At 65.2% G+C, this 20,872-nt stretch carries 18 protein-coding genes; 10 read left to right on the top strand and 8 right to left on the bottom strand.

Annotated features, from left to right (window positions below):
* The first annotated feature begins 2 nt into the window (after positions 1–2).
* The 5 genes from DXH78_RS06490 to DXH78_RS06470 all read left to right on the top strand — a co-directional run bounded on the left by DXH78_RS06490 (position 3) and on the right by DXH78_RS06470 (position 5,554).
* Positions 3–1,325: a murein hydrolase activator EnvC family protein gene (locus tag DXH78_RS06490; protein WP_115517755.1), complete on the top strand. Its 1,323-nt coding sequence runs from the start codon at positions 3–5 to the stop codon at positions 1,323–1,325.
* Positions 1,322–2,659, top strand: coding sequence for a S41 family peptidase (locus DXH78_RS06485; protein ID WP_115516287.1), 1,338 nt, complete (start codon positions 1,322–1,324; stop codon positions 2,657–2,659). The genes DXH78_RS06490 and DXH78_RS06485 overlap by 4 nt, the downstream gene beginning before the upstream one ends.
* A gap of 162 nt (positions 2,660–2,821) precedes the next feature.
* Complete coding sequence (locus DXH78_RS06480) at positions 2,822–4,126, top strand: divergent polysaccharide deacetylase family protein (protein WP_245416751.1); 1,305 nt, start codon at positions 2,822–2,824, stop codon at positions 4,124–4,126.
* Positions 4,127–4,172: 46 nt separating this feature from the next.
* Positions 4,173–4,688 carry an RNA pyrophosphohydrolase gene (locus DXH78_RS06475; RefSeq protein WP_115516286.1) on the top strand — a complete coding sequence of 172 codons (516 nt, stop codon included), beginning with the start codon at positions 4,173–4,175 and terminating at the stop codon, positions 4,686–4,688.
* A 101-nt stretch (positions 4,689–4,789) separates the two neighbouring features.
* Entirely contained in the window at positions 4,790–5,554 is a 765-nt protein-coding gene (locus tag DXH78_RS06470) for a tellurite resistance TerB family protein (protein WP_115516285.1), read from the top strand.
* Positions 5,555–5,629: 75 nt separating this feature from the next.
* Here DXH78_RS06470 and DXH78_RS06465 read toward each other — a convergent pair whose 3' ends face one another.
* The 5 genes from DXH78_RS06465 to DXH78_RS06445 form a co-directional block, all read right to left on the bottom strand.
* Positions 5,630–6,037: a F0F1 ATP synthase subunit epsilon gene (locus tag DXH78_RS06465; protein WP_115516284.1), complete on the bottom strand. Its 408-nt coding sequence runs from the start codon at positions 6,035–6,037 to the stop codon at positions 5,630–5,632.
* A gap of 71 nt (positions 6,038–6,108) precedes the next feature.
* Positions 6,109–7,545: a F0F1 ATP synthase subunit beta gene (atpD, locus tag DXH78_RS06460; RefSeq protein WP_115516283.1), complete on the bottom strand. Its 1,437-nt coding sequence runs from the start codon at positions 7,543–7,545 to the stop codon at positions 6,109–6,111.
* Between the two features lie 32 nt (positions 7,546–7,577).
* Entirely contained in the window at positions 7,578–8,453 is an 876-nt protein-coding gene (locus tag DXH78_RS06455; protein WP_115516282.1) for a F0F1 ATP synthase subunit gamma, read from the bottom strand.
* A 100-nt stretch (positions 8,454–8,553) separates the two neighbouring features.
* The gene (gene atpA / locus DXH78_RS06450; RefSeq protein WP_115516281.1) at positions 8,554–10,080 is read right to left on the bottom strand and encodes a F0F1 ATP synthase subunit alpha; all 1,527 of its coding nucleotides are present in this window, start codon (positions 10,078–10,080) and stop codon (positions 8,554–8,556) included.
* Positions 10,080–10,643 carry a F0F1 ATP synthase subunit delta gene (locus tag DXH78_RS06445; RefSeq protein WP_115516280.1) on the bottom strand — a complete coding sequence of 188 codons (564 nt, stop codon included), beginning with the start codon at positions 10,641–10,643 and terminating at the stop codon, positions 10,080–10,082. The genes atpA and DXH78_RS06445 overlap by 1 nt, the downstream gene beginning before the upstream one ends.
* 383 nt (positions 10,644–11,026) lie before the next feature.
* On the opposite strand from DXH78_RS06445, the gene DXH78_RS06440 reads away from it, so the two are divergent.
* The 3 genes from DXH78_RS06440 to DXH78_RS06430 all read left to right on the top strand — a co-directional run bounded on the left by DXH78_RS06440 (position 11,027) and on the right by DXH78_RS06430 (position 14,887).
* Positions 11,027–11,941, top strand: a complete 915-nt coding sequence (locus DXH78_RS06440; RefSeq protein WP_115516279.1) for a DMT family transporter — start codon at positions 11,027–11,029, stop codon at positions 11,939–11,941.
* A 108-nt stretch (positions 11,942–12,049) separates the two neighbouring features.
* Positions 12,050–13,729 carry a SulP family inorganic anion transporter gene (locus DXH78_RS06435; protein WP_115517753.1) on the top strand — a complete coding sequence of 560 codons (1,680 nt, stop codon included), beginning with the start codon at positions 12,050–12,052 and terminating at the stop codon, positions 13,727–13,729.
* A gap of 291 nt (positions 13,730–14,020) precedes the next feature.
* On the top strand, positions 14,021–14,887 hold the full coding sequence (locus DXH78_RS06430) for a DMT family transporter (protein ID WP_115516278.1): 867 nt from the start codon (positions 14,021–14,023) through the stop codon (positions 14,885–14,887).
* A 4-nt stretch (positions 14,888–14,891) separates the two neighbouring features.
* Here DXH78_RS06430 and DXH78_RS06425 read toward each other — a convergent pair whose 3' ends face one another.
* Complete coding sequence (locus DXH78_RS06425; RefSeq protein ID WP_115516277.1) at positions 14,892–17,069, bottom strand: primosomal protein N'; 2,178 nt, start codon at positions 17,067–17,069, stop codon at positions 14,892–14,894.
* Positions 17,070–17,134: 65 nt separating this feature from the next.
* Between DXH78_RS06425 and DXH78_RS06420 the strand changes: the two genes are divergently transcribed.
* Positions 17,135–18,076 carry a tyrosine recombinase XerC gene (locus tag DXH78_RS06420; RefSeq protein ID WP_115516276.1) on the top strand — a complete coding sequence of 314 codons (942 nt, stop codon included), beginning with the start codon at positions 17,135–17,137 and terminating at the stop codon, positions 18,074–18,076.
* A gap of 79 nt (positions 18,077–18,155) precedes the next feature.
* Positions 18,156–18,773: a DUF4337 domain-containing protein gene (locus tag DXH78_RS06415; RefSeq protein ID WP_115517752.1), complete on the top strand. Its 618-nt coding sequence runs from the start codon at positions 18,156–18,158 to the stop codon at positions 18,771–18,773.
* 6 nt (positions 18,774–18,779) lie between these two features.
* Here the strand turns inward: DXH78_RS06415 and DXH78_RS06410 are convergent, their stop codons facing one another.
* Entirely contained in the window at positions 18,780–19,313 is a 534-nt protein-coding gene (locus tag DXH78_RS06410) for a hypothetical protein (protein ID WP_115516275.1), read from the bottom strand.
* Between the two features lie 153 nt (positions 19,314–19,466).
* Entirely contained in the window at positions 19,467–20,867 is a 1,401-nt protein-coding gene (gene lpdA / locus DXH78_RS06405) for a dihydrolipoyl dehydrogenase (RefSeq protein ID WP_115516274.1), read from the bottom strand.
* Positions 20,868–20,872 lie beyond the last annotated feature (5 nt).

Genomic DNA, 20,872 nt, shown 5'->3' with positions numbered 1-20,872 from the left:
CGATGATCGCTTTTTGCAGCGCCCCTGATTCGCGCCGTTTTCGACGGGCGGCACTCGGCTGCGCGCTCTCGCTGATGCTGCCGAACGCCGTGCTGGCGCAGACTGCGGTGCCGGCCATCGACAAGTCGCAGGCGCTCGATCAGCTCAAGGCGCGCGACCAGGAACTTGAGGCGGCGCGCGAAAAGCAACGCCAGTCGGCGGAAGCCGAAGCCTCGCTCAAACGCGAGATCGAGGAACTCAGCGCCGACCGCCGCAAGCTGGCCCAGGATCTGATCGACACCGCGGCACGCACGCGCGCCAACGAAGCCAAGATCGAAGCGACGCAGCAGCGGCTGGAACCGCTGGCGGCCCGCGAGGCCATCGTGCGCAAATCGATCGACGACCGCCGCGCCGTGATTGGCGAGGTGCTGGCGGCTCTGCAACGCATCGGCCGGCGGCCGCCGCCGGCGCTGATCGCCAGCCCCGAAGACGCCCTGCAGGCGGTCCGCACCGCGATGGTGCTGGGGGCGGTATTGCCGGACATGCGCGGCAAGGTCGATGCGCTGGCCGCCGACCTCTCCGAGCTGCTGAACCTGCGCAAGTCGATCACCGCCGAGGGTGAAAAGCTCAAGGCCGAGATCGCCTCCCTCGACAAGGACCGCGTCCGAATCGCGGCGCTCACCGAGGAGCGCCAGAAACAGCAGGGCGAGCGCGAGCAGGCGCTGGCCGCCGAACGCGCCAAGGCCGCCGAACTGGCCCGCCAGACCGGCGATCTCAAGGAATTGATCGCGAAGCTGGAGGCCAGCCTCGACCCGGCTGTCCGCGAGGCCCGAGAGGCCGCGCGCAGCGATAGCAGACCTGCGCTGTCCGCCTACCGCGATCCGGGCCGTCTGGCGCCGGCGATTGCCTTTGCGTCGCTGCGCGGCCAGGTTCCAATGCCGGTTAATGGCGTCAAATTGCGCAATTTCGGTGCTCCCGACGGTAACGGGGGAACGGAAAGAGGCTTAACCGTGGCAACCCGCGCCGGAGCGCAGGTGACGGCCCCCGCCGACGGCTGGGTGGTCTATGCCGGGCCGTTCCGGTCCTACGGACAACTCTTGATACTGAATGCCGGCGGCGGATATCATATATTGCTTGCCGGGATGGATCGGATATCAGTCGACTTAGGGCAGTTCGTGCTGGCCGGAGAACCTGTCGCGGTCATGGGATCTGGCTCTCATATCGCCGCAATTCTGGCGTCAGGCTCCAGCCAACCTGTGCTCTACATCGAGTTTCGTAAGAACGGGACCCCCGTTGATCCAGGCCCATGGTGGGCGGCTGGCGAAGGCGAAAAGGTTCGCGGATGATGCGCAAGACTTCCTTGATTCTGGTTGGTGCCGCAGTTGGCGCCGCGCTGACGCTGGTCGCGGTGCAGCCGCGAACGATTCTGTTCGGGTCCAGCGCCCGGGCGGCGGTGGCCGACACGTACAAGCAGCTCAATCTGTTTGGCGACGTGTTCGAACGCGTCCGCGCCGACTATGTCGAGAAGCCGGACGATACCAAGCTGATCGAGAATGCCATCAATGGCATGCTCACCAATCTCGATCCGCATTCCAGCTACATGGATCCCAAGAGCTTCCGCGACATGCAGGTGCAGACGCGCGGCGAGTTCGGCGGCCTCGGCATCGAAGTCACGATGGAAGACGGCCTCATCAAGGTGGTGTCGCCGATCGACGACACGCCCGCTTCCAAGGCCGGCGTCCTCGCCAACGATCTCATCACCAAGCTCGACGATGATCAGGTGCAGGGTCTCACCCTCAACCAGGCGGTCGAGAAGATGCGCGGGCCGGTGAATACCAAGATCCGCCTCACCATCATGCGCAAGGGCGCCGACAAGCCGCTCGAATTGACGCTGACCCGCGACATCATCCGCGTGCGTCCGGTCAAGACCGAGGTCAAGGGCGACGACATCGGCTACATCCGCATGACACAGTTCAACGAGCAGACCACGGAAGGCCTGAAGAAGGGCATTGCCGAGATCAAGTCGAAGCTCGCGGGCGACAAGCTCAAGGGCTACGTGCTCGATCTGCGCAACAATCCGGGCGGCCTGCTCGATCAGGCCATCTCGGTGTCGGCGGCGTTCCTCGACAAGGGCGAGATCGTTTCGACCCGCGGCCGCAATGCCGAAGAGACCCAGCGCTTCAATGCGCGCGGCGGCGATCTCACCGGCCACAAGCCGGTCATCGTGCTGATCAATGGCGGTTCGGCCTCGGCGTCGGAAATCGTCGCCGGCGCGCTGCAGGATCACAAGCGCGCCACCGTGCTCGGCTCGCGTTCCTTCGGCAAGGGTTCGGTGCAGACCATCATCCCGCTCGGCTCCGGCAACGGCGCGCTGCGGCTGACCACGGCGCGCTACTACACGCCGTCGGGCCGCTCGATCCAGGCCAAGGGCATCACGCCGGACGTCGAAGTGCTGCAGGACGTGCCGGAAGATCAGAAGAGCCGCACCGACACCAAGGGCGAAGCCTCGCTGCGCGGCCACCTCACCGGCGACCCGGGCAAGGAACAGACCGGCTCGCAGTCCTACATCCCGAAGGATGAGAAGGACGACAAGGCGCTGCACATGGCAATGGATCTGCTGCGCGGCGTTCAGGTCAACTCGGCGTTCCCGCCGAGCGCCAAGGCCAGCATCCCGAACTAAAGGTCCGGCAACCGGATCGCGGAAAGGGCGGCCCCGACGGGCCGCCCTTTTTCGTTGGCCCGCCGGACCGGGGTGGCGCGGACCGTTAAGAATTGCCGTTTTGCCCGCGTGATAGACTGCGCCGATGATTCGCGAAGGCCACCACTGGCGAGGATACGGGCCGTGGAATCGGATGATCTGAACGCCCCGCTCGGCCAGGACAAACCCAAAAGCCGCCTGCCGAAGCTGCCCGCACGGATGCCGCAAATGCTGGCTGCCGTTCTGGCGCTGGGCGGCGTCATCGTCGCCGGCTGGGCCATGGTCGCCAACGACCCGCTCGGCGGCGAGCCGATGGCGGTGGTGTCAACCCGGCTGGAAGGCTCCGGCGACACCGCTGGCAACCCGGGCGACGGCCGTGAGAAGGCCCACCGCGACGGCCCCGGCAGTGGCGCGGTCGCCAAAATCCCCGACGCCGGTAAAACCCCGGACGGCGCCAAGACCGTCACCATCATCGACGGCTCCAGCGGCAAGCGCCAGGAAGTCGTCATTCCCGGCACCGGCACACCCGACAGCGCCGACAAGGCGATGGCCAAGGCCATCGCCGTCAAAGGTCCGGACGGCAAGCCGGCGGCAACGCCTGCCAAGCCGGACGCCAGGCCCGATGCGAAACCCGACATCAAGGCCGACTTCGACCCCGCCAAGCTGTCCGAGAAGATCCGTTACGGCGCGATCCCGAAGATCGGGCCCGATGGCGCCAAGCCTTTCGCCGCTTTTGCGCAGGCGCGCACGCTGCCGCCCGCGCTCAAGGACCGGCCGCGCATCGCCATCATCCTCACCGGCATGGGCATCAGCGCCTCGGGCACTGCCGACGCTTTCTCGCTGCCGGCCTCCGCGACTTTCGCGCTGGCGCCTTACGCCGTCGATGTTGCGCGGCTGGCCGAGCGCGCCCGCGACGAAGGCCATGAACTGCTGCTGCAAACGCCGATGGAGCCGTTCGAGTATCCTGACAACGATCCCGGCCCGCAGACGCTGCTGACATCGCTGACGCCGGATCAGAACATCGACCGCCTGCACTGGCTGATGAGCCGCATGCAAGGTTATGTCGGTGTCGTGAGTTTCATGGGTGCACGCTTCCTCACCGCCGAATCCGCGCTGGCTCCGGTGCTGAGCGAAACCGCCAAGCGCGGACTGATCTTCGTTGATGGCGGCGCCTCGCAGCGCAGTGTCGCCGGACAGCTCGCCGCAGCGCGCAACATGGCTTTTGCCAAGGCCGACATCGTCATCGACGCGGTGCCGACGCCGGTCGAGATCGAGCGCGCGCTGGCGCGGCTGGAAATCGTCGCCCGCGAAGGCGGCACCGCTGTCGGCATTGCCAACGCGCAACCGGGCACCATCACCCGCGTCGCGGAATGGATGGCGAAGGTCGAGAGCCGCGGCTTCGTGCTGGTGCCGATCTCGATGATTGTGGCGAAGTCCAAATCGACTTGATCAAGTCGCCTTGAACCGTCGCGCCATCGGCGGCATATAGCCCGGCATGACAGACATCTCGCAGACGATCTACGACACCCTGCCCTACCGACCCTGCGCCGGCATCATGGTGCTCAACCGCAACGGGCTCGTGTTTGTCGGCCGCCGTAAAGGCGGGCCCGAACATGTCGACGCCACGCATGTCTGGCAGATGCCCCAAGGCGGCATCGACGAGGGCGAGGATCCATACGCCGGCGCGCTGCGCGAACTCTACGAAGAGACCAGTATCAGGTCCGTCGAGAAGCTCGACGAGATCGCCGACTGGCTTGCCTACGACATCCCGCGCGACATCGTCGGCGAAGCCTGGAAAGGCCAGTATCGCGGCCAGAAGCAGAAATGGTACGCGCTGCGCTTCACCGGCAATGACAGCGAAATCAACATCACCGCGCCCGGCGGCGGCCATCATAAGCCGGAATTTATCGACTGGCGCTGGGTGGAAATGAAATCGCTGCCCGACCTCGTCGTCCCGTTCAAGCGGCCGATCTACGAGCAGGTGGTGGCATCGTTTTCGCGGCTCGCCTGAAGGTTTCATGGCCACTGCGGGGCATTACGCCGCATGGCACCGTCCTTTGAATGCCTCGATCGGTTCCTAACTCCCCCTCTGATTTCAATGAGGGAGATCCGATGTTCGACGCGAAAAGCCTGCTCGACCAGTTTATGGGCGGCCAGAATCAGGGCGGACCCAATCAGCAAGGTTTCGGCGGCGGCCGCGGCCCGTTTGGTCAAAGTGGCGGCGGCGATCTGCTGCAACAGGCCGGCAACATGCTGGGCGGCTTTGGCGGCGGCGCGCTGACCGGCGGCCTCGCCGGTCTGCTGCTCGGCTCCAAGGGCGGCCGCAAGCTCGCCGGCAACGCGTTGACCTATGGCGGCATGGCGGTCGCCGGCGCGCTCGCCTATCGCGCCTATCAGAACTACAAGGCCGGCAAACAGGCCTCGCCCACGGCCGCGGCGGAGACGCCTTTGCTGCCACCGCCGGCCAATACGCCCTTCAATCCGGTACAAGAGGCCGACCAGCAATCGCTGGCGCGCAACCTGCTGCGCGCCATGATCGCGGCCGCCAAGGCCGACGGCCATATCGACGCCGCCGAGCAGGCCAACATCTTCGCGCAAATGGACAAGATGAATGTCGGCGCCGAAGACAAGGTCTTCGTCATGGACGAATTGCGTGCCCCGCTCGATGTCGATGCAGTAGCGCGCTGCGCGCGTACGCCGGAAGAAGCCGCGGAGCTTTACACCGTGTCGCTGCTCGCCATCGACGTCGATAATCCATCGGAGCGCGCCTATCTCGCGCTGCTGGCGGCGCGCCTGCGGCTCGATGACAAACTGGTCGCGCATCTGCATGCGACCGTCGAAGGCGCGATGGAGCCGGTGAAACAGACAGTGGCGTAAGCCCTCGCCGCATCCTGACGAAAAACGCCGCCGGAATTCTCCGGCGGCGTTTTGAATTCAGGCGATGCGCGCGTCTTAGTGCGCGGCGGTGCCGGTCAGATGGCGATCGACTTCCTTGAAGTGGTCGAGCCGCGTGATGATCTTGTCGAGCTCGTTGCCCGATTCCATCTTGGTGGCCTGCTGCTCGAGCTCGGCGATGCGCGCGGCGATGACGGCGCGATCGAAGTCCTTCACCGCGTCGGCGGTGTCGGCGAGCACGGTAAGGCCTTTGTCGGACACTTCGGCAAAGCCGCCAAGCACGACGATCGTCTGCGCGCTGCCGCCGGCATACACGGTCATGATGCCGGGACGCAGCGTGGTCACTAGGGGCGCGTGCCCTTCCATCACGCCGAAGTCGCCTTCAGCGCCGGGAAGGTCAACCTGCGTCACCTCGCCCGAGAAGACGAGTTTTTCAGGCGAGACCAATTCAAAGTGCAAAGCCATTTGCAAACCTCAATCCGTCATCCTCGCTGCGCCTGCACCTCAGGGTGACGGCGCAACATCCAGAGCCAGACTTAGGCGGCCTCGGCCGCGAGTTTCTTGCCCTTTTCGACCGCCTCTTCGATGTTGCCCACCATGTAGAAGGCGGCTTCCGGCAGGTGGTCGTACTTGCCTTCCACCAGGCCCTTGAAGCCCTTGATGGTGTCGGCGAGGTCGACCAGCTTGCCCGGCGCGCCGGTGAACACTTCGGCGACGTGGAACGGCTGCGACAGGAAGCGCTCGATCTTGCGGGCGCGGGCCACCGTCAGCTTGTCCTCTTCCGACAGTTCGTCCATGCCGAGAATGGCGATGATGTCCTGCAGCGCCTTGTAGCGCTGCAGCACCTGCTGCACCGAACGGGCGACCGCATAGTGCTCTTCGCCGACGACGAGCGGCGACAGCATGCGCGAGGTCGAGTCGAGCGGGTCCACCGCCGGATAGATGCCCTTGGCGGCGATGTCGCGCGACAGCACCGTGGTGGCGTCAAGATGCGCGAACGAGGTCGCCGGCGCCGGGTCGGTCAAGTCGTCGGCCGGGACGTAAATCGCCTGCACCGAGGTGATCGAACCCTTGGTGGTGGTGGTGATGCGCTCCTGCAGCGCGCCCATGTCGGTCGCGAGCGTCGGCTGATAACCCACCGCCGAAGGAATACGGCCGAGCAGCGCCGACACTTCCGAACCCGCCTGCGTGAAGCGAAAGATGTTGTCGACGAAGAACAGCACGTCCTGGCCCTGATCGCGGAAGTACTCCGAGAGCGTGAGACCGGTGAGGCCGACGCGGGCGCGGGCGCCCGGCGGCTCGTTCATCTGGCCGAACACGAGGGCGCACTTGGAGCCTTCGCCGCCGCCCTTCTTGTTGACGCCCGATTCGATGAACTCGTGATAGAGGTCGTTGCCTTCGCGGGTACGCTCGCCGACGCCGGCGAACACCGAGTAACCGCCGTGGGCCTTGGCGACGTTGTTGATCAGTTCCTGAATGAGCACGGTCTTGCCGACGCCGGCGCCGCCGAACAGGCCGATCTTGCCGCCCTTGGCGTAAGGCGCGAGCAGATCGACGACCTTGATGCCGGTGACGAGAATCTGCGCTTCGGTCGACTGGTCGGTGTACTTCGGCGCTTCGGCGTGAATCGGACGGCGGTCGTCCGACTTCACCGGACCGGCTTCGTCGATCGGCTCGCCGATGACGTTGATGATGCGGCCGAGCAGGCCCGGGCCGACCGGCACGGCGATCGGCAGGCCGGTGTCGGTGACTTCCTGACCGCGGACCAGACCTTCGGTCACGTCCATCGCGATGGTGCGCACCGTCGATTCACCGAGATGCTGCGCCACTTCGAGCACCAGGCGGTTGCCGCCGTTGTTGGTTTCGAGCGAGTTCAGAATCGCGGGCAGATGGCCCTCGAACTGCACGTCGACGACCGCGCCGATGACCTGCGTGATCTTGCCCGACTTGTTGGAACCAGCCTGTGTCGCCATGTTCGGTCCTCTTACTCTCTATTCGTGTGCGCTTAGAGCGCTTCGGCGCCGGAGATGATCTCGATGAGTTCTTTCGTGATCATGGCCTGACGCGTACGGTTGTAGGTAATGGTCTGCTTGCGGATCATGTCGCCGGCGTTGCGGGTCGCGTTGTCCATCGCCGACATCTGCGCGCCGTAGAACGAAGCGTTGTTCTCGAGCAGCGCGCGGAAAATCTGGGTCGCCACGTAGCGCGGCAACAGGTCGCCGAGGATTTCTTCTTCCTCGGGCTCGTATTCGTAAGGCGCCAGCGCCGTCGCCGGCTTCGACGTATCGAATTTCGGCGGAATGATCTGCTGCGCGGTCGGGACCTGCGAGATCACCGACTTGAACTGGGCGTAGAACAAGGTCGCGATGTCGAACTCGCCCTTCTCGAACATCGCCAGAACCTTGTCGGCGATCTGCGAGGCATTGACGTAACCGAGCGTGCGCACGCCGCGCAGCTCCATGCGATCGACGATCAGCTTCTCGTAGTTGCGGCGGAGCTGCTCGTTGCCCTTCTTGCCGACGGTGAGGATCTTGACTTCCTTGCCTTCGGACTGGAGCCGGTTGATGTGCTCGCGGGCCAGACGCACGATCGACGAGTTGAACGCGCCGGCCAGACCGCGCTCGCCGGTGGCGACGATCAGCAGGTGAACCTTGTCGGAGCCGGTGCCGGCCAGAAGCTTCGGCGCACCTTCGGCACCGGCCATGCCGGAGGCGATGTTACCGAGCGCCAGGTCCATACGCTCGGCGTAGGGACGCGCGGCTTCGGCCGCCGCCTGCGCACGGCGCAGCTTTGACGCTGCGACCATCTGCATGGCCTTGGTGATCTTCTGCGTCGCCTTCGTCGCGGCGATGCGAACGCGCATGTCCTTGAGTGACGCCATTTCTCTTCGGCTCTCTCGGCTCTCTTATTTCTACCGGCTTAAGCGCGAAGACGCGCTTCGCGCTGTGGCCCGGCCTTATGCCGGGCCCCGACGATCCAACTTAGGCGAACGAGGCGGCGAACTTGTCGACCTGCTCCTTGAGCTTCTTTTCGGTGTCCGAAGACAAATCGTTGGTCTTGCGGATGTCGTCCAGAATGGTCTTCTCGTTACGCAGCAGCGACAGCAACCCGTTCTCGAACTTGCGGATCGACGCGACCGGGAACTTGTCGAGATAGCCGTTGACGCCGGCGTAAATCACCACGACCTGCTCTTCCATCTTCAGCGGCGAGAACTGCGCCTGCTTGAGGAGCTCGGTGAGGCGCGAACCGCGGGCGAGCAAGCGCTGCGTGGTGGCGTCGAGATCGGAGCCGAACTGCGCGAAGGCCGCCATTTCGCGGTACTGCGCCAGCTCACCCTTGATCTTGCCGGCGACCTTCTTCATCGCCTTGGTCTGCGCGGCCGAACCGACGCGCGACACCGACAGACCGACGTTCACGGCCGGACGGATGCCCTGATAGAACAGGTCGGTTTCGAGGAAGATCTGGCCGTCGGTGATCGAAATCACGTTGGTCGGGATGTAGGCCGACACGTCGTTGGCCTGGGTTTCGATGACCGGCAGAGCGGTCAGCGAACCGGCGCCCTTTTCGTCGTTCATCTTGGCGGCGCGCTCAAGCAGGCGCGAGTGGAGATAGAACACGTCGCCCGGATAGGCTTCGCGGCCCGGCGGGCGGCGCAGCAGCAGCGACATCTGGCGGTAGGCGACGGCCTGCTTCGACAGATCGTCATAGATGATGACGGCGTGCATGCCGTTGTCGCGGAAGTACTCGCCCATGGCGCAACCGGCGAACGGCGCCAGGAACTGCATCGGGGCCGGGTCGGACGCGGTGGCGGCGACGACGATCGAATATTCCAGCGCGCCCTGCTCTTCGAGCACCTTCACGAACTGGGCGACGGTGGAGCGCTTCTGGCCGACCGCGACATAGACGCAGTACAGCTTGATCTTCTCGTCCGGCTGCGCGTTGAGCGGCTTCTGGTTGAGAATGGTGTCGAGCGCGATCGCGGTCTTGCCGGTCTGACGGTCGCCGATGATCAGCTCGCGCTGGCCGCGGCCGATCGGGATCAGCGCGTCGATGGCCTTGAGGCCGGTCGCCATCGGTTCATGCACCGACTTGCGCGGGATGATGCCCGGCGCCTTGACGTCCACCTGCTTGCGGACATCGGCCTTGATCGGGCCCTTGCCGTCGATCGGATTGCCGAGCGCGTCGACGACGCGGCCGAGCAGACCCTTGCCGACCGGCACGTCCACGATGGCGCCGGTGCGCTTGACGGTTTGGCCTTCCTTGATCTCGCGGTCGGCGCCGAAAATAACGATACCGACGTTGTCGCTTTCGAGGTTCAGCGCCATGCCGCGCGTACCGTTCTCGAACTCGACCATTTCGCCCGCCTGGACGTTGTCGAGGCCGTAGACGCGGGCAATACCGTCACCGACGGACAGCACCTGGCCGACTTCGGAGACTTCGGCTTCCTGGCCGAAGTTCTTGATCTGCTCTTTGAGAATGTTGGAGATTTCTGCGGCGCGGATATCCATCAGCGTGCCTCTTTCATCGCAATTTTGATCGAATTGAGTTTGGTGCGGAGAGACGTGTCGACCATACGGCTGCCGACCTTGACGATCAGCCCGCCGATGATCGCCGGGTCAATCGTGACGTCCATGTCGATGTCCTTGCCGCCCGTGACCGACTTGAGAGCGCCCTTGAGCGCTTCCTTGTTCTGGTCGTTGAGCGGCTCGGCAACGGTGACCTTCGCGACCACGTCGCCCCTGTTCTTCGCGACCAGCGCGCGATAGGCGCGGATCATGTCGCGGACAGCGAACAGGCGGCGGTTCGTGGTGATGACGCGGAGGAAATTCGCGGTGATGCCGGAGATGCCGGCCTTGGCGAGGATGGCGCTGAGCGCCCGGAGCTGCTCGTCGGCGCCGAACACCGGGCTGCGGACGAGGCGATTGAGGTCGGCGGATTCGGCGATCAGAGCATCGAACTGGTCGAGCTCTTTCCTGACCGCATCGGTCGCCTTTTCCTCGAGCGCCAACTCGAACAGGGCCCCGGCATAGCGGCCCGCCATTCCTGAAACTGGGTGATCTTCGCCCGCCACTGTCACGCTCTTTCTTAGGACTTTAAACAAGCCCGACACCGTCGCCTGAAGGGGCGGCGCAAGCTTTTGGAATTCAAGAGGGAATTCCGATCTTTCGGCCGCCCGGCAAACCCCCGCGGGCGGGCCTCTAAAATCGAGGGGTAGCTAACACAGCGACGGGGGGCGGTGCAACAAGGGGCCGTCACGGAGGTGGCCAGAAAAGCTGCGGCAAAGCGCGTGTGCCGCCGGCCACGGGCGGAACGGCAATCCCGTCGCAGGGCAGACCTTCGGATTTGCCGGCAGCACCAAAGTCCGAATCCGTATATGGCGGGACAGACACTGAACCCGTGCATTTTGGCGCGGCGCAAGAAACCCGGACGAAACCGGGTTTTGGGGAAGGAATCATGTCCGACGGATCGCCGCGAGGCCCGGATTCCGGCACCGCCCGCCTGTCCGTCGTCCTGCTCGCCTTTTGTTGGGGTCTGGTGTGGATCGCCACGGCAGTCGCGCTCCGCGAGGTCGAGCCCTGGACCTTGCGCATGGTCGGGGTCGGCGGGGGCGCGGCGACGCTGTTCCTGGCCGCCCGAGTCGCCGGTTTCGATCTTTATGTGCCGCCGCGCGACCGCATCCACGTCCTGATCGCCGGTTTCTTCAATGTCGGGACGTTTCACATCCTCTCGGCCTTCGCGCAGCTCAATGGCGCGACCTCACGCACGATTATCGTCATCTATACGATGCCAATCTGGGCCGCCGTCCTGAGCATGCTGCTGCTGCACGACAAACTCGGCCGCCTGCGGCTGATTGCTCTGACGCTCGGCGTGGCCGGCATCGGCATCCTGATCTGGCCGCTGCTCGCGCACGGCATTCCTGTCTTTATCGTCTATTCGCTCACCGCAGCGATCGGCTGGGCCTTCGGCACCGTCTACATGAAATGGCGGCGGTCTTCGGTGCCGGCACTCGCCAATGCGGCCTGGCAATTGCTGTTCGGCTTCTTCTTCCTGCTCGCAGGCGCCCTCGCCTTCGAAGGCCTGCCGCGGCTGTGGCCGATCAGCACCAACGCGGTCATCGCCATTGTCTATCTCGGCGTCATTGGTGTCGGCCTTGCCCATTTCCTGTGGTGGTCGATCATTGGCCGGTTGTCGCCACTGACAGCCTCGATCGGCGTGCTTTTGGTGCCGGTGGTTGGCGTCACTGCCTCGATCGTCATTCTCGGCGAACGGCCGACCGGGGCCGATATCGTGGGTTTCGTTCTGATTTTCGCCGCTGCTGCCTGCGTGCTGCTGCCGGCGGGCGATGCCGCCGACAAAGCCGCGGCATAAAGCAACGCTGACGCCTTAATTCCTATCTGGCGTTAAGGGGTATTTCGGAGTTGCGCAGCAGCCGCCTCGGGAGCGATGCTGATGGAACTTTCCCAAAAAAGGTTCGCCATGTCCGGCCATTCGCCTGTCGCTCCGCCGCCGACCTTCGCGCAGCTCTTCATGCCCAAGCTGATCACGGTTTTCCGTGAAGGCTATGGCGTACGCGACCTGCGCGCCGACGCCATAGCCGGACTCACGGTCGCCGTCGTAGCGCTGCCATTGTCGATGGCAATCGCGATTGCCTCCGGCGTGTCGCCCGAGCGCGGCCTCTACACCGCCATTGCCGGCGGCTTCTTCGTGTCGCTGATCGGCGGCAGCCGCTTCCAGATCGGTGGCCCCGCGGGCGCCTTCATCGGCCTGGTCGCCTCCATCGTCGAGCGTCACGGTTATGACGGGCTGGCGCTGGCGACGATCCTGGCCGGGCTGATCCTGCTGGCGGTCGCTCTTCTCCGCCTCGGCACCTACGTCAAATACATTCCCATGCCGGTGACGGTCGGCTTCACCGCGGGCATCGCTGTCATCATTGCCGCGAGCCAGTTCCGCGACGTGCTCGGCCTCAACATTGCGCATGAGCCGTCCGCTTTGCTGCCCAAGCTCGAAGCGATTGCCGCTGCGATCTCGACGATCAGCTGGCAGACCGTCGGCATTGCGGCGCTGGCGCTGGCGATCATTATCGTCCTGCGCCGCTTCCGGCCGGCCTGGCCGGGCTTCCTGATCGCGATCGCGGTGACGGCGCTGATCTGCTTTGCCCTCCATCTCGATGTCGCGACCGTAACGTCGCGCTTCGGCGAAGTGCCGCGCACGCTGCCGGCGCCGTCGCTGCCGACCTTCAGCATGGCCAAGCTGCAGGCCGTGCTGCCGGATGCTTTCGCCATCGCGCTGTTAGGGGCCATCGAATCATTGCTGTCGGCGGTGGTCGCCGACGGCATGAGCGGACGCCGCCATCGCTCCAATGCGGAGCTCGGCGCGCAGGGCGTCGCCAATATCGCCTCGGTCGTGTTCGGCGGCATGTGCGTCACCGGCACCATCGCCCGCACCGCGACCAATATTCGCTCCGGCGCGCGCGGACCGCTCTCCGGCATTTTCCACTGCGGCTATCTGCTGTTGTTCCTGGCCGTGGCGGCGCCGCTGGTCGGCTACATCCCGCTGGCCGCACTCGGCGCCGTGCTGCTCATCGTGTCGTGGAACATGGCGGAGAAGGAAGAATTCTGGTCGTTGATGCGCACCTCGCGCGGCGATGCGGTGGTGCTGCTCGCCACGTTCCTGCTCACCATTTTCGTCGATCTCCTCACCGGCATCGCGGTCGGCGTGGTGCTGGCCTCGTTCATGTTCCTGCATCGCATGGCGGAGTCGGTCGATATCCAGGCCGGCGGCATCGAGGACGTCGCCGATACGGCGGACAGCACCAAATACGATGCCGATGCCGCCAGCGAGCGCGACGTGGTGGTCTACCGCATCAGCGGCGCCTTCTTCTTCGGCGCCACCGCGCATGTGCTGACCGCGCTGGAGCGCATCGGCCACACGCCGCGGCTGCTCATTCTCGACTTCACCGACGTGCCGCTGATCGACACCACGGCGGCGCGCTCGCTGCATGCCTTCGTCAAGAAGCTCGCCAGAGGCGGCACCGAGGTCTATTTCGCCGCCGCCCGGCCGAATGTGCGGCATGAACTCGTCGCCACCGGCCTCAAGCCGCCGCTCATGCGCTACGCCGCCAGCGTCGCCAGCGCACGCAAGCTGCACGAGACGTAGAAAGCCACGTCGTCATTCCGGATCCCCGGTGCTGCGGAGTATGGATTCCGGGCTCCCTGGCTTAGCCCGGTCCCCGGAATGACGATGGCGGCTGCGTCCGCCCTTAGTCGAACCGGCGAAAACAACGGGCTGCCCTGCGCCAGACGCGAGGCCCGCGGCTTTCACCGAGCGCCGGCCCGCCTTATCTCCGGGATCTGTCATCAAGCCGCGTCCGCGGCCGCATAATCATCTCAAAAGGAAACATCCGCTCGCCCGCGCCGCTTGGCTCAGGCCGCGGTGTATTTTCGACCGATGCTTTCAGCCCTGAACCCCAAGTTGTCCGCCGCCCTCGCCGCTGCCATCTGGGGCACGACCTATATTTTCGTCAGCATGGTCTTGCCGCACAATCCGATCTTCACGGGCGCCATTCGCGCGCTCGGTGGCGGCCTGCCACTGCTTCTGTTCTACAACGAACTGCCGCCGCGCGAATGGTGGGGCAAGGTCGTGCTGCTTGGCACGCTCAATTGCGGGATCGTGTTCGCGTTCCTGTTCATCGCCGCCGAGCGGCTGCCGGGCGGCGTCGCCGGCACGTTGCAATCGCTCGGGCCCATCATCACCGTCCTGATCGCCTGGCCACTGCTCGGCGAGCGGCCGACCTGGCTGCGGCTGACCAGCGTCGTGCTCGGCGCCATCGGCGTGATGATCCTGCTCACCGGCGGCAAGATCGTGCTCGACTTCGTCGGCGCGGTCGCGGGCTTGATCGCCGCGATGTCGCTGGCACTGGGCGGCGTTCTGCTCAACCGCTGGGGCCGCCCCATTCCGTTGCTCGAATTCACCGCCTGGCAGCTCGTGATCGGCGGCGTCGAACTGGCGGCGCTGGCGGCGTTCATCGGCGACGTGCCGGCCTCGCTCGATATCGCGAGCATTGCCGCCTACGCCTATGTGGCGCTGATCGGCACCTCGATTGCTTACGCACTCTGGTTTCACGGCGTCGAAGAAGCCGGCGCGCCGGCCGTGGCGCCGTTCTTCCTGCTGATCCCGATGGTCGCTTTCGCGCTCGATGCCGTTATCCGCGGCTTCGTGCCGACCTTGGTGCAATCGCTCGGTGCTGCGATCGTGCTCGGCAGCCTGATCATCAATCAGTGGGCCGGCAAGCGCACGGCGCGCGCGGCAGCATGACGGATCAGTAAAAGCTCATCGGATCGACATCGACGTCCATCTTGATGCCGCCGCGCGTCTTCGGCGCAACGGCCAGCCAGTCGCGCAAATAGGCCGACAGGTTGAACTCGCGCGGCGCCTTGATCAGCAGCCGGTAACGATGGCGGCCGCGCACCACGGCAACCGGCGCTTCGGCGGGGCCAAGCACGCGCACCGTTTCGTTATAGGGCGCGGCTTTTGCGACAGCCTTGGCGTAGCCTTCGGCGTCGTGCTTGTTGTCGGCGGAGACGACAATGCCGGCAAGCCGTCCGAACGGCGGATAGCCCGACGCCTCGCGCAGCGCGATTTCGGTTTCGTAGAATTTCTCGCGGTCGCCGAGGATGAGCGCCTTCATCACCGGATGCTCCGGCTGGTGCGTCTGCAGAAAGCCGACCCCGCGATTGTCCTCGCGGCCGGCGCGGCCGACCACCTGATGCAGCAACTGGAATGTCCGCTCCGACGCGCGCGGATCGCCATTGCCGAGGCCGAGATCCGCATCGACGATACCGACCAGATTGAGCTTCGGGAAATGATGCCCCTTCGCCACCAGCTGCGTGCCGACGATGATGTCGAACTTGCCGTCGGCGACATCGTCAAGCTCTTGACGAAGTCGCTCCATCGATTCGACGACGTCGCTCGAAAGAATGAGAATGCGTTTGTCGGGAAACAGGTCGGCCGCCTCCTGCTCCAGCCGTTCGACGCCGGGGCCGACCGCCGTGAAGCTTTCGGTGGCGTGGCAGTTCGGACAGGCATCCGGCGGCGGCATGTTGTAGCCGCAGTGATGGCAGATCAGTCTCTTGCGGAAGCGATGATCGACCAGCCAGGCATCGCAGTTCGGGCACTGCAGGCGGAAGCCGCAGGCGCGGCATAATGTAAGCGGCGCAAAACCGCGGCGATTGAGAAACAGCAGCGCCTGGTCGCCGCGCTCCAGCGTGTTGTGGACGGCTTCGGCCAGGCGAGGCGCGATGAAGCGGCCGCGCGGCGGACCTTCGCGCGTCAGATCAATGGCCTCGACATGCGGCAGGCTGGCGCCGCCGAAACGCTCCGGCAGATGCAAGCGGCGATAGCGGCCCTTGCGCGCATTGACTTCGGATTCGACCGAGGGCGTCGCCGAGGCGAGCACCACGGGAATCTTCGCGATGGAGCCGCGCACCACCGCCATGTCGCGGGCATTGTAGCGCGCGCCGTCTTCCTGCTTGTAGGCCTGCTCGTGTTCTTCATCGACAACGATGAGGCCGAGATCGGCATAGGGAAGAAACAGCGCCGAGCGCGCGCCGACCACGACCGACACGTCGCCTTCCGCCACCGCGGCCCAGGTGCGCGCGCGCAAGCGCGGCGCCAGTTGCGAATGCCACTCCGCCGGCTTGGTGCCGAAGCGCGCGGTGAAGCGATCGAGCGATTGGCCGGTGAGCGCGATTTCCGGCATCAGGATCAGCGTCTGCCGGCCCTTGCGGATGTTCTCCGCCACCGCCTCGAAATAGACTTCGGTCTTGCCCGAGCCGGTGACGCCATCGACCAGCGACACGGTGTAGCCGCCTTGATCGACGGTGGTGCGCAGCGCATCCGCGGCGGCGAGCTGGCCAAGCGCGAAGTCGGGCTTGCGGAAATCCGGGTCGGGCGGGCGCGCCACCTTCTCCGGCGGCAGCACAACCGTTTCCAGCGTGCCTTCATCGACCAGGCCATCGATGACGCCGGTCGAAACACCAGCCTCGCGCGCGGCATCGCCCTTGGCGCGCACCATGCCATCCTCGAGCGCGCGCAGCACGCGCTGGCGCGCTACGGTCATGCGCTGCGGCGGCGGGCCGACAAGACGCACGCCGACGCGCTCGCGCGCTGGCCCGAGATTGTCGCCCATGCGCAAGGCCATGCGCAGCACCATGCCGCGCGACGCTAAAGTGTAGCCGGCGACCCAGTCGATAAAGGTGCGCAGTTCTTGCCTGAGCGACGGCACGTCGATCTTCGCCGCGATGTCTTTGAGACGATTGTGCAGGCCGGGCGCCGGATTGGGGTTTTCGGCCCAGACCACGCCCGCGGTCTCGCCACGCGCGCCGAGCGGCACGGCCACGACGTCGCCGACACCGACCTCCATTCCTGCCGGAACCCGGTAGGAATAGGCCTGGTCGAGCGCCACCGGCACCAGGACATCGACAACGCGTGTAGCCATGGGAAGGGTCTGGCCGATTCCGGGTCTTTAAGGAAGGGTAAGGAAGGGCTCCTAGTCTGCCCTATATGGGACTGCCGCTTGCCATCGCCCCCGACACGGCCGCCGAAATCGGCCGTTGGCGCGCCTATCTCGGCGCGGAACGGCGCATGTCGCCAAAAACGCTGGAAGCCTATGAGCGCGATGTCGGCCAGTTTCTCGGCTTTCTCGCCGAACACCTTGGCGGGCCGCCGTCACTCAAAGTGCTCGCCAAAATCACCCCGGCCGATGTGCGCGCCTTCATGGCAGCGCGGCGGGCCGGCGGCGCCGGCAACCGTACCTTGATGCGCTCTCTGGCCGGCGCGCGCTCCTTCGCCCGCTTCCTCGAGCGCAATGGCAAGGGCAAAGTCGGCGCGCTCGCCGCCATCCGCGCACCGAAGCTTGCCCGCAGTTTGCCGAAGCCGCTGGCGGCGACCGCGGCGAAGCAGATGACCGACATCGACCTGCGCGGTGGCGAGGACCGTGAGACCTGGGTGCTGGCGCGCGACGCGGCCGTGCTGGCGCTGCTCTATGGCTGCGGCCTGCGCATCTCCGAGGCGCTCGGCCTCAAGCGCAGCGACGCCAATGGCAAGGATGCGCTGACGGTCCTCGGCAAAGGCAACAAGACCCGCATGGTGCCGGTGTTGCCGCAGGTGACCAAAACGATCGCCGACTACATTGCGCTGTGTCCCTACGACCTGCCGCCGGATGGCCCGCTGTTTCTCGGCGCCCGCGGCGGCCCGCTCTCGCCACGCATTGTGCAACTGGCGATGGCGACCTTGCGCGGCGCGCTGGGGCTGCCGGAGACGGCGACACCGCATGCGCTGCGCCATTCCTTCGCTACACATTTGCTGGCGCGCGGCGGCGACCTGCGTTCGATCCAGGAACTGCTCGGTCACGCCTCACTGTCGACGACGCAGATCTATACGGCGGTCGACACCGCGCGTTTACTCGAAGTTTATGCCAGCGCCCATCCGCGGGCGTCATCATAATATCATCGTCGACAACGCCGCCGCGCCCTTGCGCGCCCGGCGGACTGCGATCATGGTCCCGGCCAAACAGGGGACGACCATGGCGGGACCGCACGAAAACCTCGAACATGCCGAACACGCCGAACACGCGTCTCACGGCGGCAACAAAAAGATCGCGCTGCTGATTTCGGTGCTGGCGCTGTTTCTCGCCTTCTCCGAAACGCTCGGCAAGAGCGCGCAGACCGAAAGCATCAGTCTCAACATCAAGGCGTCCGACACCTGGAATTTCTTTCAGGCCAAGACCATTCGCCAGACCAATATCCGCACCGCCGCCGACAATCTTTCGGCGATCGCGACGTCGATCGACAAGCCGGAGATCAGGGCCGCGATGGAGAAGCAGGTCGAGACCTGGCGGGCAACGGCGGCCCGTTACGAGTCCGATCCCAAGGAGAAGGATGGCCGCAAGGAGCTGCGCGAGCAGGCCGAGAAGTACGAACATACGCGCGATTATCAGCTCGCGCGCTATCACCAGTTCGAATTTGGCTCGGCCGCCTTCCAGATCGGCATCGTGCTGGCTTCGGCCGAGGTCATCACCGGCATGGTGGTGCTCGGCTGGCTGTCAGGCCTTGCGGGCTTGATCGGCTTCGCCTTTACGTGCTTCGGCATCTGGGCACCGCACGCGCTCGATTTCCTGCTGCACGCCAGCGCGGCGCACTGAGCCTCGTCAGGCGGCGCGCCGGAACGCCGCGCGCCGCAGCCGCGACAGCCAACGCAGGAAGCGGCCGCCACGCGCGCTGCGGATCATCGCGGCAATGTCCCTCATGCGGACACGCACCGGCTCGGTAACGGCGTGCGCCCAGGCGCGCACGCGCAGCATCCATTCATAGAGCGCGCGAAACCACGCCATCTGCAGCAGCTTGTCGCGCGTTGCATCAAAGATGAATGCGGTGACGCCGACGCCGACAAGCTTGGCCACGACGATGACGGCGATGGCGCCGAGCCACTGACCAGTGGCCAGAAAATAAACTTCGATAAACTTCAGCGGCAGCAGCAGCACGACAAGCGGCAGGACGAAGACAATCAGCGTCGCCCAGGGCGACAGCCGCTCGATCGCCTGCGCCAGCCGTTGTTTGAGCGCCGCCCACGGAATGAAGCCGACGATCCGGGCGACCACCGGCGACAGATGATCCCACAGCCATGCTTCCAACAGGAACAGCAGAGCGAGGAAGACCCAGAGCGGGCGGAGCCAGCGGCGCATCCAAGCGATATAGGCCGCCGAGTGGCCGGATATAAGGCGTCTATTCCGCGTCATCCTGAGGAGCGCCGCAAAGCGGCGCGTCTCGAAGGATGGGCGGCGGCATGGTTCGAGACGCCGGTATGCGCCCGGCTCCTCACCATGAGGCCGATCACCTCACATATGAATCGCGCGCTTGGCGACCGCCATGGCCGCTTCCTTCACCGCCTCGGGCAGCGTCGGATGGGCGTGGCAGGTGCGGGCGATATCTTCCGCGGCGCCGCCGAATTCCATGACGATGGCGGCTTCAGCGATCATGTTGCCGGCGTCCGAACCGACAATGTGCACGCCGAGCACGCGGTCGGTCTTGGCGTCGGCGATGACTTTAACGAAGCCGTCGGTCTGCTGGTTCGCCTTGGCGCGGCCGTTCGCGGTGAACGGAAACTTGCCGACATTGTAGGCAACGCCGGCGGCCTTGAGGTCTTCCTCGCTTTTGCCGACCGAGGCGATCTCCGGCATCGTGTACACCACCGCCGGAATGACGTCGTAGTTCACATGGCCAGCCTGGCCGACCAGCATTTCGGCAACCGCGACGCCTTCGTCTTCGGCCTTGTGCGCCAGCATCGGACCCGTGATCACGTCGCCAATGGCCCAGATACCCGGCACGCTGGTCGCATAATAATGATCGGTGACGATGCGGCCGCGCTCATCCATTTTCACGCCAAGTTCTTTCAGGCCGAGGCCGTCGGTGTAAGGCACGCGGCCGGTCGACACGAGCACGATATCGGCTTCGATGATCTCCGCCTTGCCCTCGCCCTTCGCCGGCTCGATGGTCGCCTTCAGCGTCTTGCCGGATGAATCGACGCCGGTGACCTTGGACGACAGCTTGAAAGTGATGCCCTGCTTTTCAAGCAGGCGTTGCGACTGCTTGCGCACTTCGCCGTCCATGCCCGGCAAAATGCCGTCGAGGAACTCCACCACCGTGACCTTGGCGCCGAGGCGGCGCCACACCGAGCCAAGTTCAAGGCCGATGACGCCGGCGCCAATGACCAGAAGATGCTTCGGCACTTCCGGCAGCGACAGCGCGCCGGTCGAGGACACAATGCGTTTCTCATCGATGTCGATGCCGCGCAGCCTGGCGACGTCCGAACCGGTGGCAATCACGATCGACTTGCTCTCCAGCATCGTCGTCTTGCCGTCAGCCGCCTTCACCTCAACCTTGCCCGGCGCGGCGATGCGGCCGAAGCCGTAATGCGTCTCGATCTTGTTCTTCTTGAACAGGAAGTCCACGCCCTTGACGTTGCCGTCGATGGCGTCCTGCTTGAACTGGAGCATGGTCTTGAGATCGAGCTTCGGCGCGGAGACGCCGATGCCCATCTTGGCGAAGGAATGCCCGGCTTCCTCGAACAGTTCGGAGGCATGGAGCAACGCCTTCGACGGGATGCAGCCGATGTTCAGGCAAGTGCCGCCGAGTGCGGTCTTTTCGACCACCGCGGTCTTGAGGCCGAGCTGCGCCGCGCGAATGGCGCAGACATAGCCGCCGGGTCCGGAACCGATGACGATGAGATCGTAGGACATGAATG

It is taken from the genome of Undibacter mobilis (genome assembly GCF_003367195.1).
Taxonomy (GTDB): Bacteria; Pseudomonadota; Alphaproteobacteria; order Rhizobiales; family Xanthobacteraceae; genus Pseudolabrys; species Pseudolabrys mobilis.
The sequence above is the reverse complement of the archived record's forward strand: the minus strand, read 5'-3'. Positions and strand labels throughout refer to the sequence as shown.

Bases quoted from the DNA above. Each gene is read 5' to 3' on its own strand.
- DXH78_RS06410 (WP_115516275.1), bottom strand. From the start codon at position 19,313: ATGCGCCGCTGGCTCCGCCCGCTCTGGGTCTTCCTCGCTCTGCTGTTC.
- DXH78_RS06425 (WP_115516277.1), bottom strand. From the start codon at position 17,069: ATGGCTACACGCGTTGTCGATGTCCTGGTGCCGGTGGCGCTCGACCAG.
- DXH78_RS06455 (WP_115516282.1), bottom strand. From the start codon at position 8,453: ATGGCGTCACTCAAGGACATGCGCGTTCGCATCGCCGCGACGAAGGCG.
- DXH78_RS06470 (WP_115516285.1), top strand. From the start codon at position 4,790: ATGTTCGACGCGAAAAGCCTGCTCGACCAGTTTATGGGCGGCCAGAAT.
- atpD (WP_115516283.1), bottom strand. From the start codon at position 7,545: ATGGCGACACAGGCTGGTTCCAACAAGTCGGGCAAGATCACGCAGGTC.
- lpdA (WP_115516274.1), bottom strand. From the start codon at position 20,867: ATGTCCTACGATCTCATCGTCATCGGTTCCGGACCCGGCGGCTATGTC.
- DXH78_RS06440 (WP_115516279.1), top strand. From the start codon at position 11,027: ATGTCCGACGGATCGCCGCGAGGCCCGGATTCCGGCACCGCCCGCCTG.
- DXH78_RS06490 (WP_115517755.1), top strand. From the start codon at position 3: ATGATCGCTTTTTGCAGCGCCCCTGATTCGCGCCGTTTTCGACGGGCG.
- DXH78_RS06435 (WP_115517753.1), top strand. From the start codon at position 12,050: ATGTCCGGCCATTCGCCTGTCGCTCCGCCGCCGACCTTCGCGCAGCTC.
- DXH78_RS06485 (WP_115516287.1), top strand. From the start codon at position 1,322: ATGATGCGCAAGACTTCCTTGATTCTGGTTGGTGCCGCAGTTGGCGCC.
- DXH78_RS06465 (WP_115516284.1), bottom strand. From the start codon at position 6,037: ATGGCTTTGCACTTTGAATTGGTCTCGCCTGAAAAACTCGTCTTCTCG.
- DXH78_RS06415 (WP_115517752.1), top strand. From the start codon at position 18,156: ATGGCGGGACCGCACGAAAACCTCGAACATGCCGAACACGCCGAACAC.
- DXH78_RS06430 (WP_115516278.1), top strand. From the start codon at position 14,021: ATGCTTTCAGCCCTGAACCCCAAGTTGTCCGCCGCCCTCGCCGCTGCC.
- atpA (WP_115516281.1), bottom strand. From the start codon at position 10,080: ATGGATATCCGCGCCGCAGAAATCTCCAACATTCTCAAAGAGCAGATC.
- DXH78_RS06420 (WP_115516276.1), top strand. From the start codon at position 17,135: ATGGGACTGCCGCTTGCCATCGCCCCCGACACGGCCGCCGAAATCGGC.
- DXH78_RS06475 (WP_115516286.1), top strand. From the start codon at position 4,173: ATGACAGACATCTCGCAGACGATCTACGACACCCTGCCCTACCGACCC.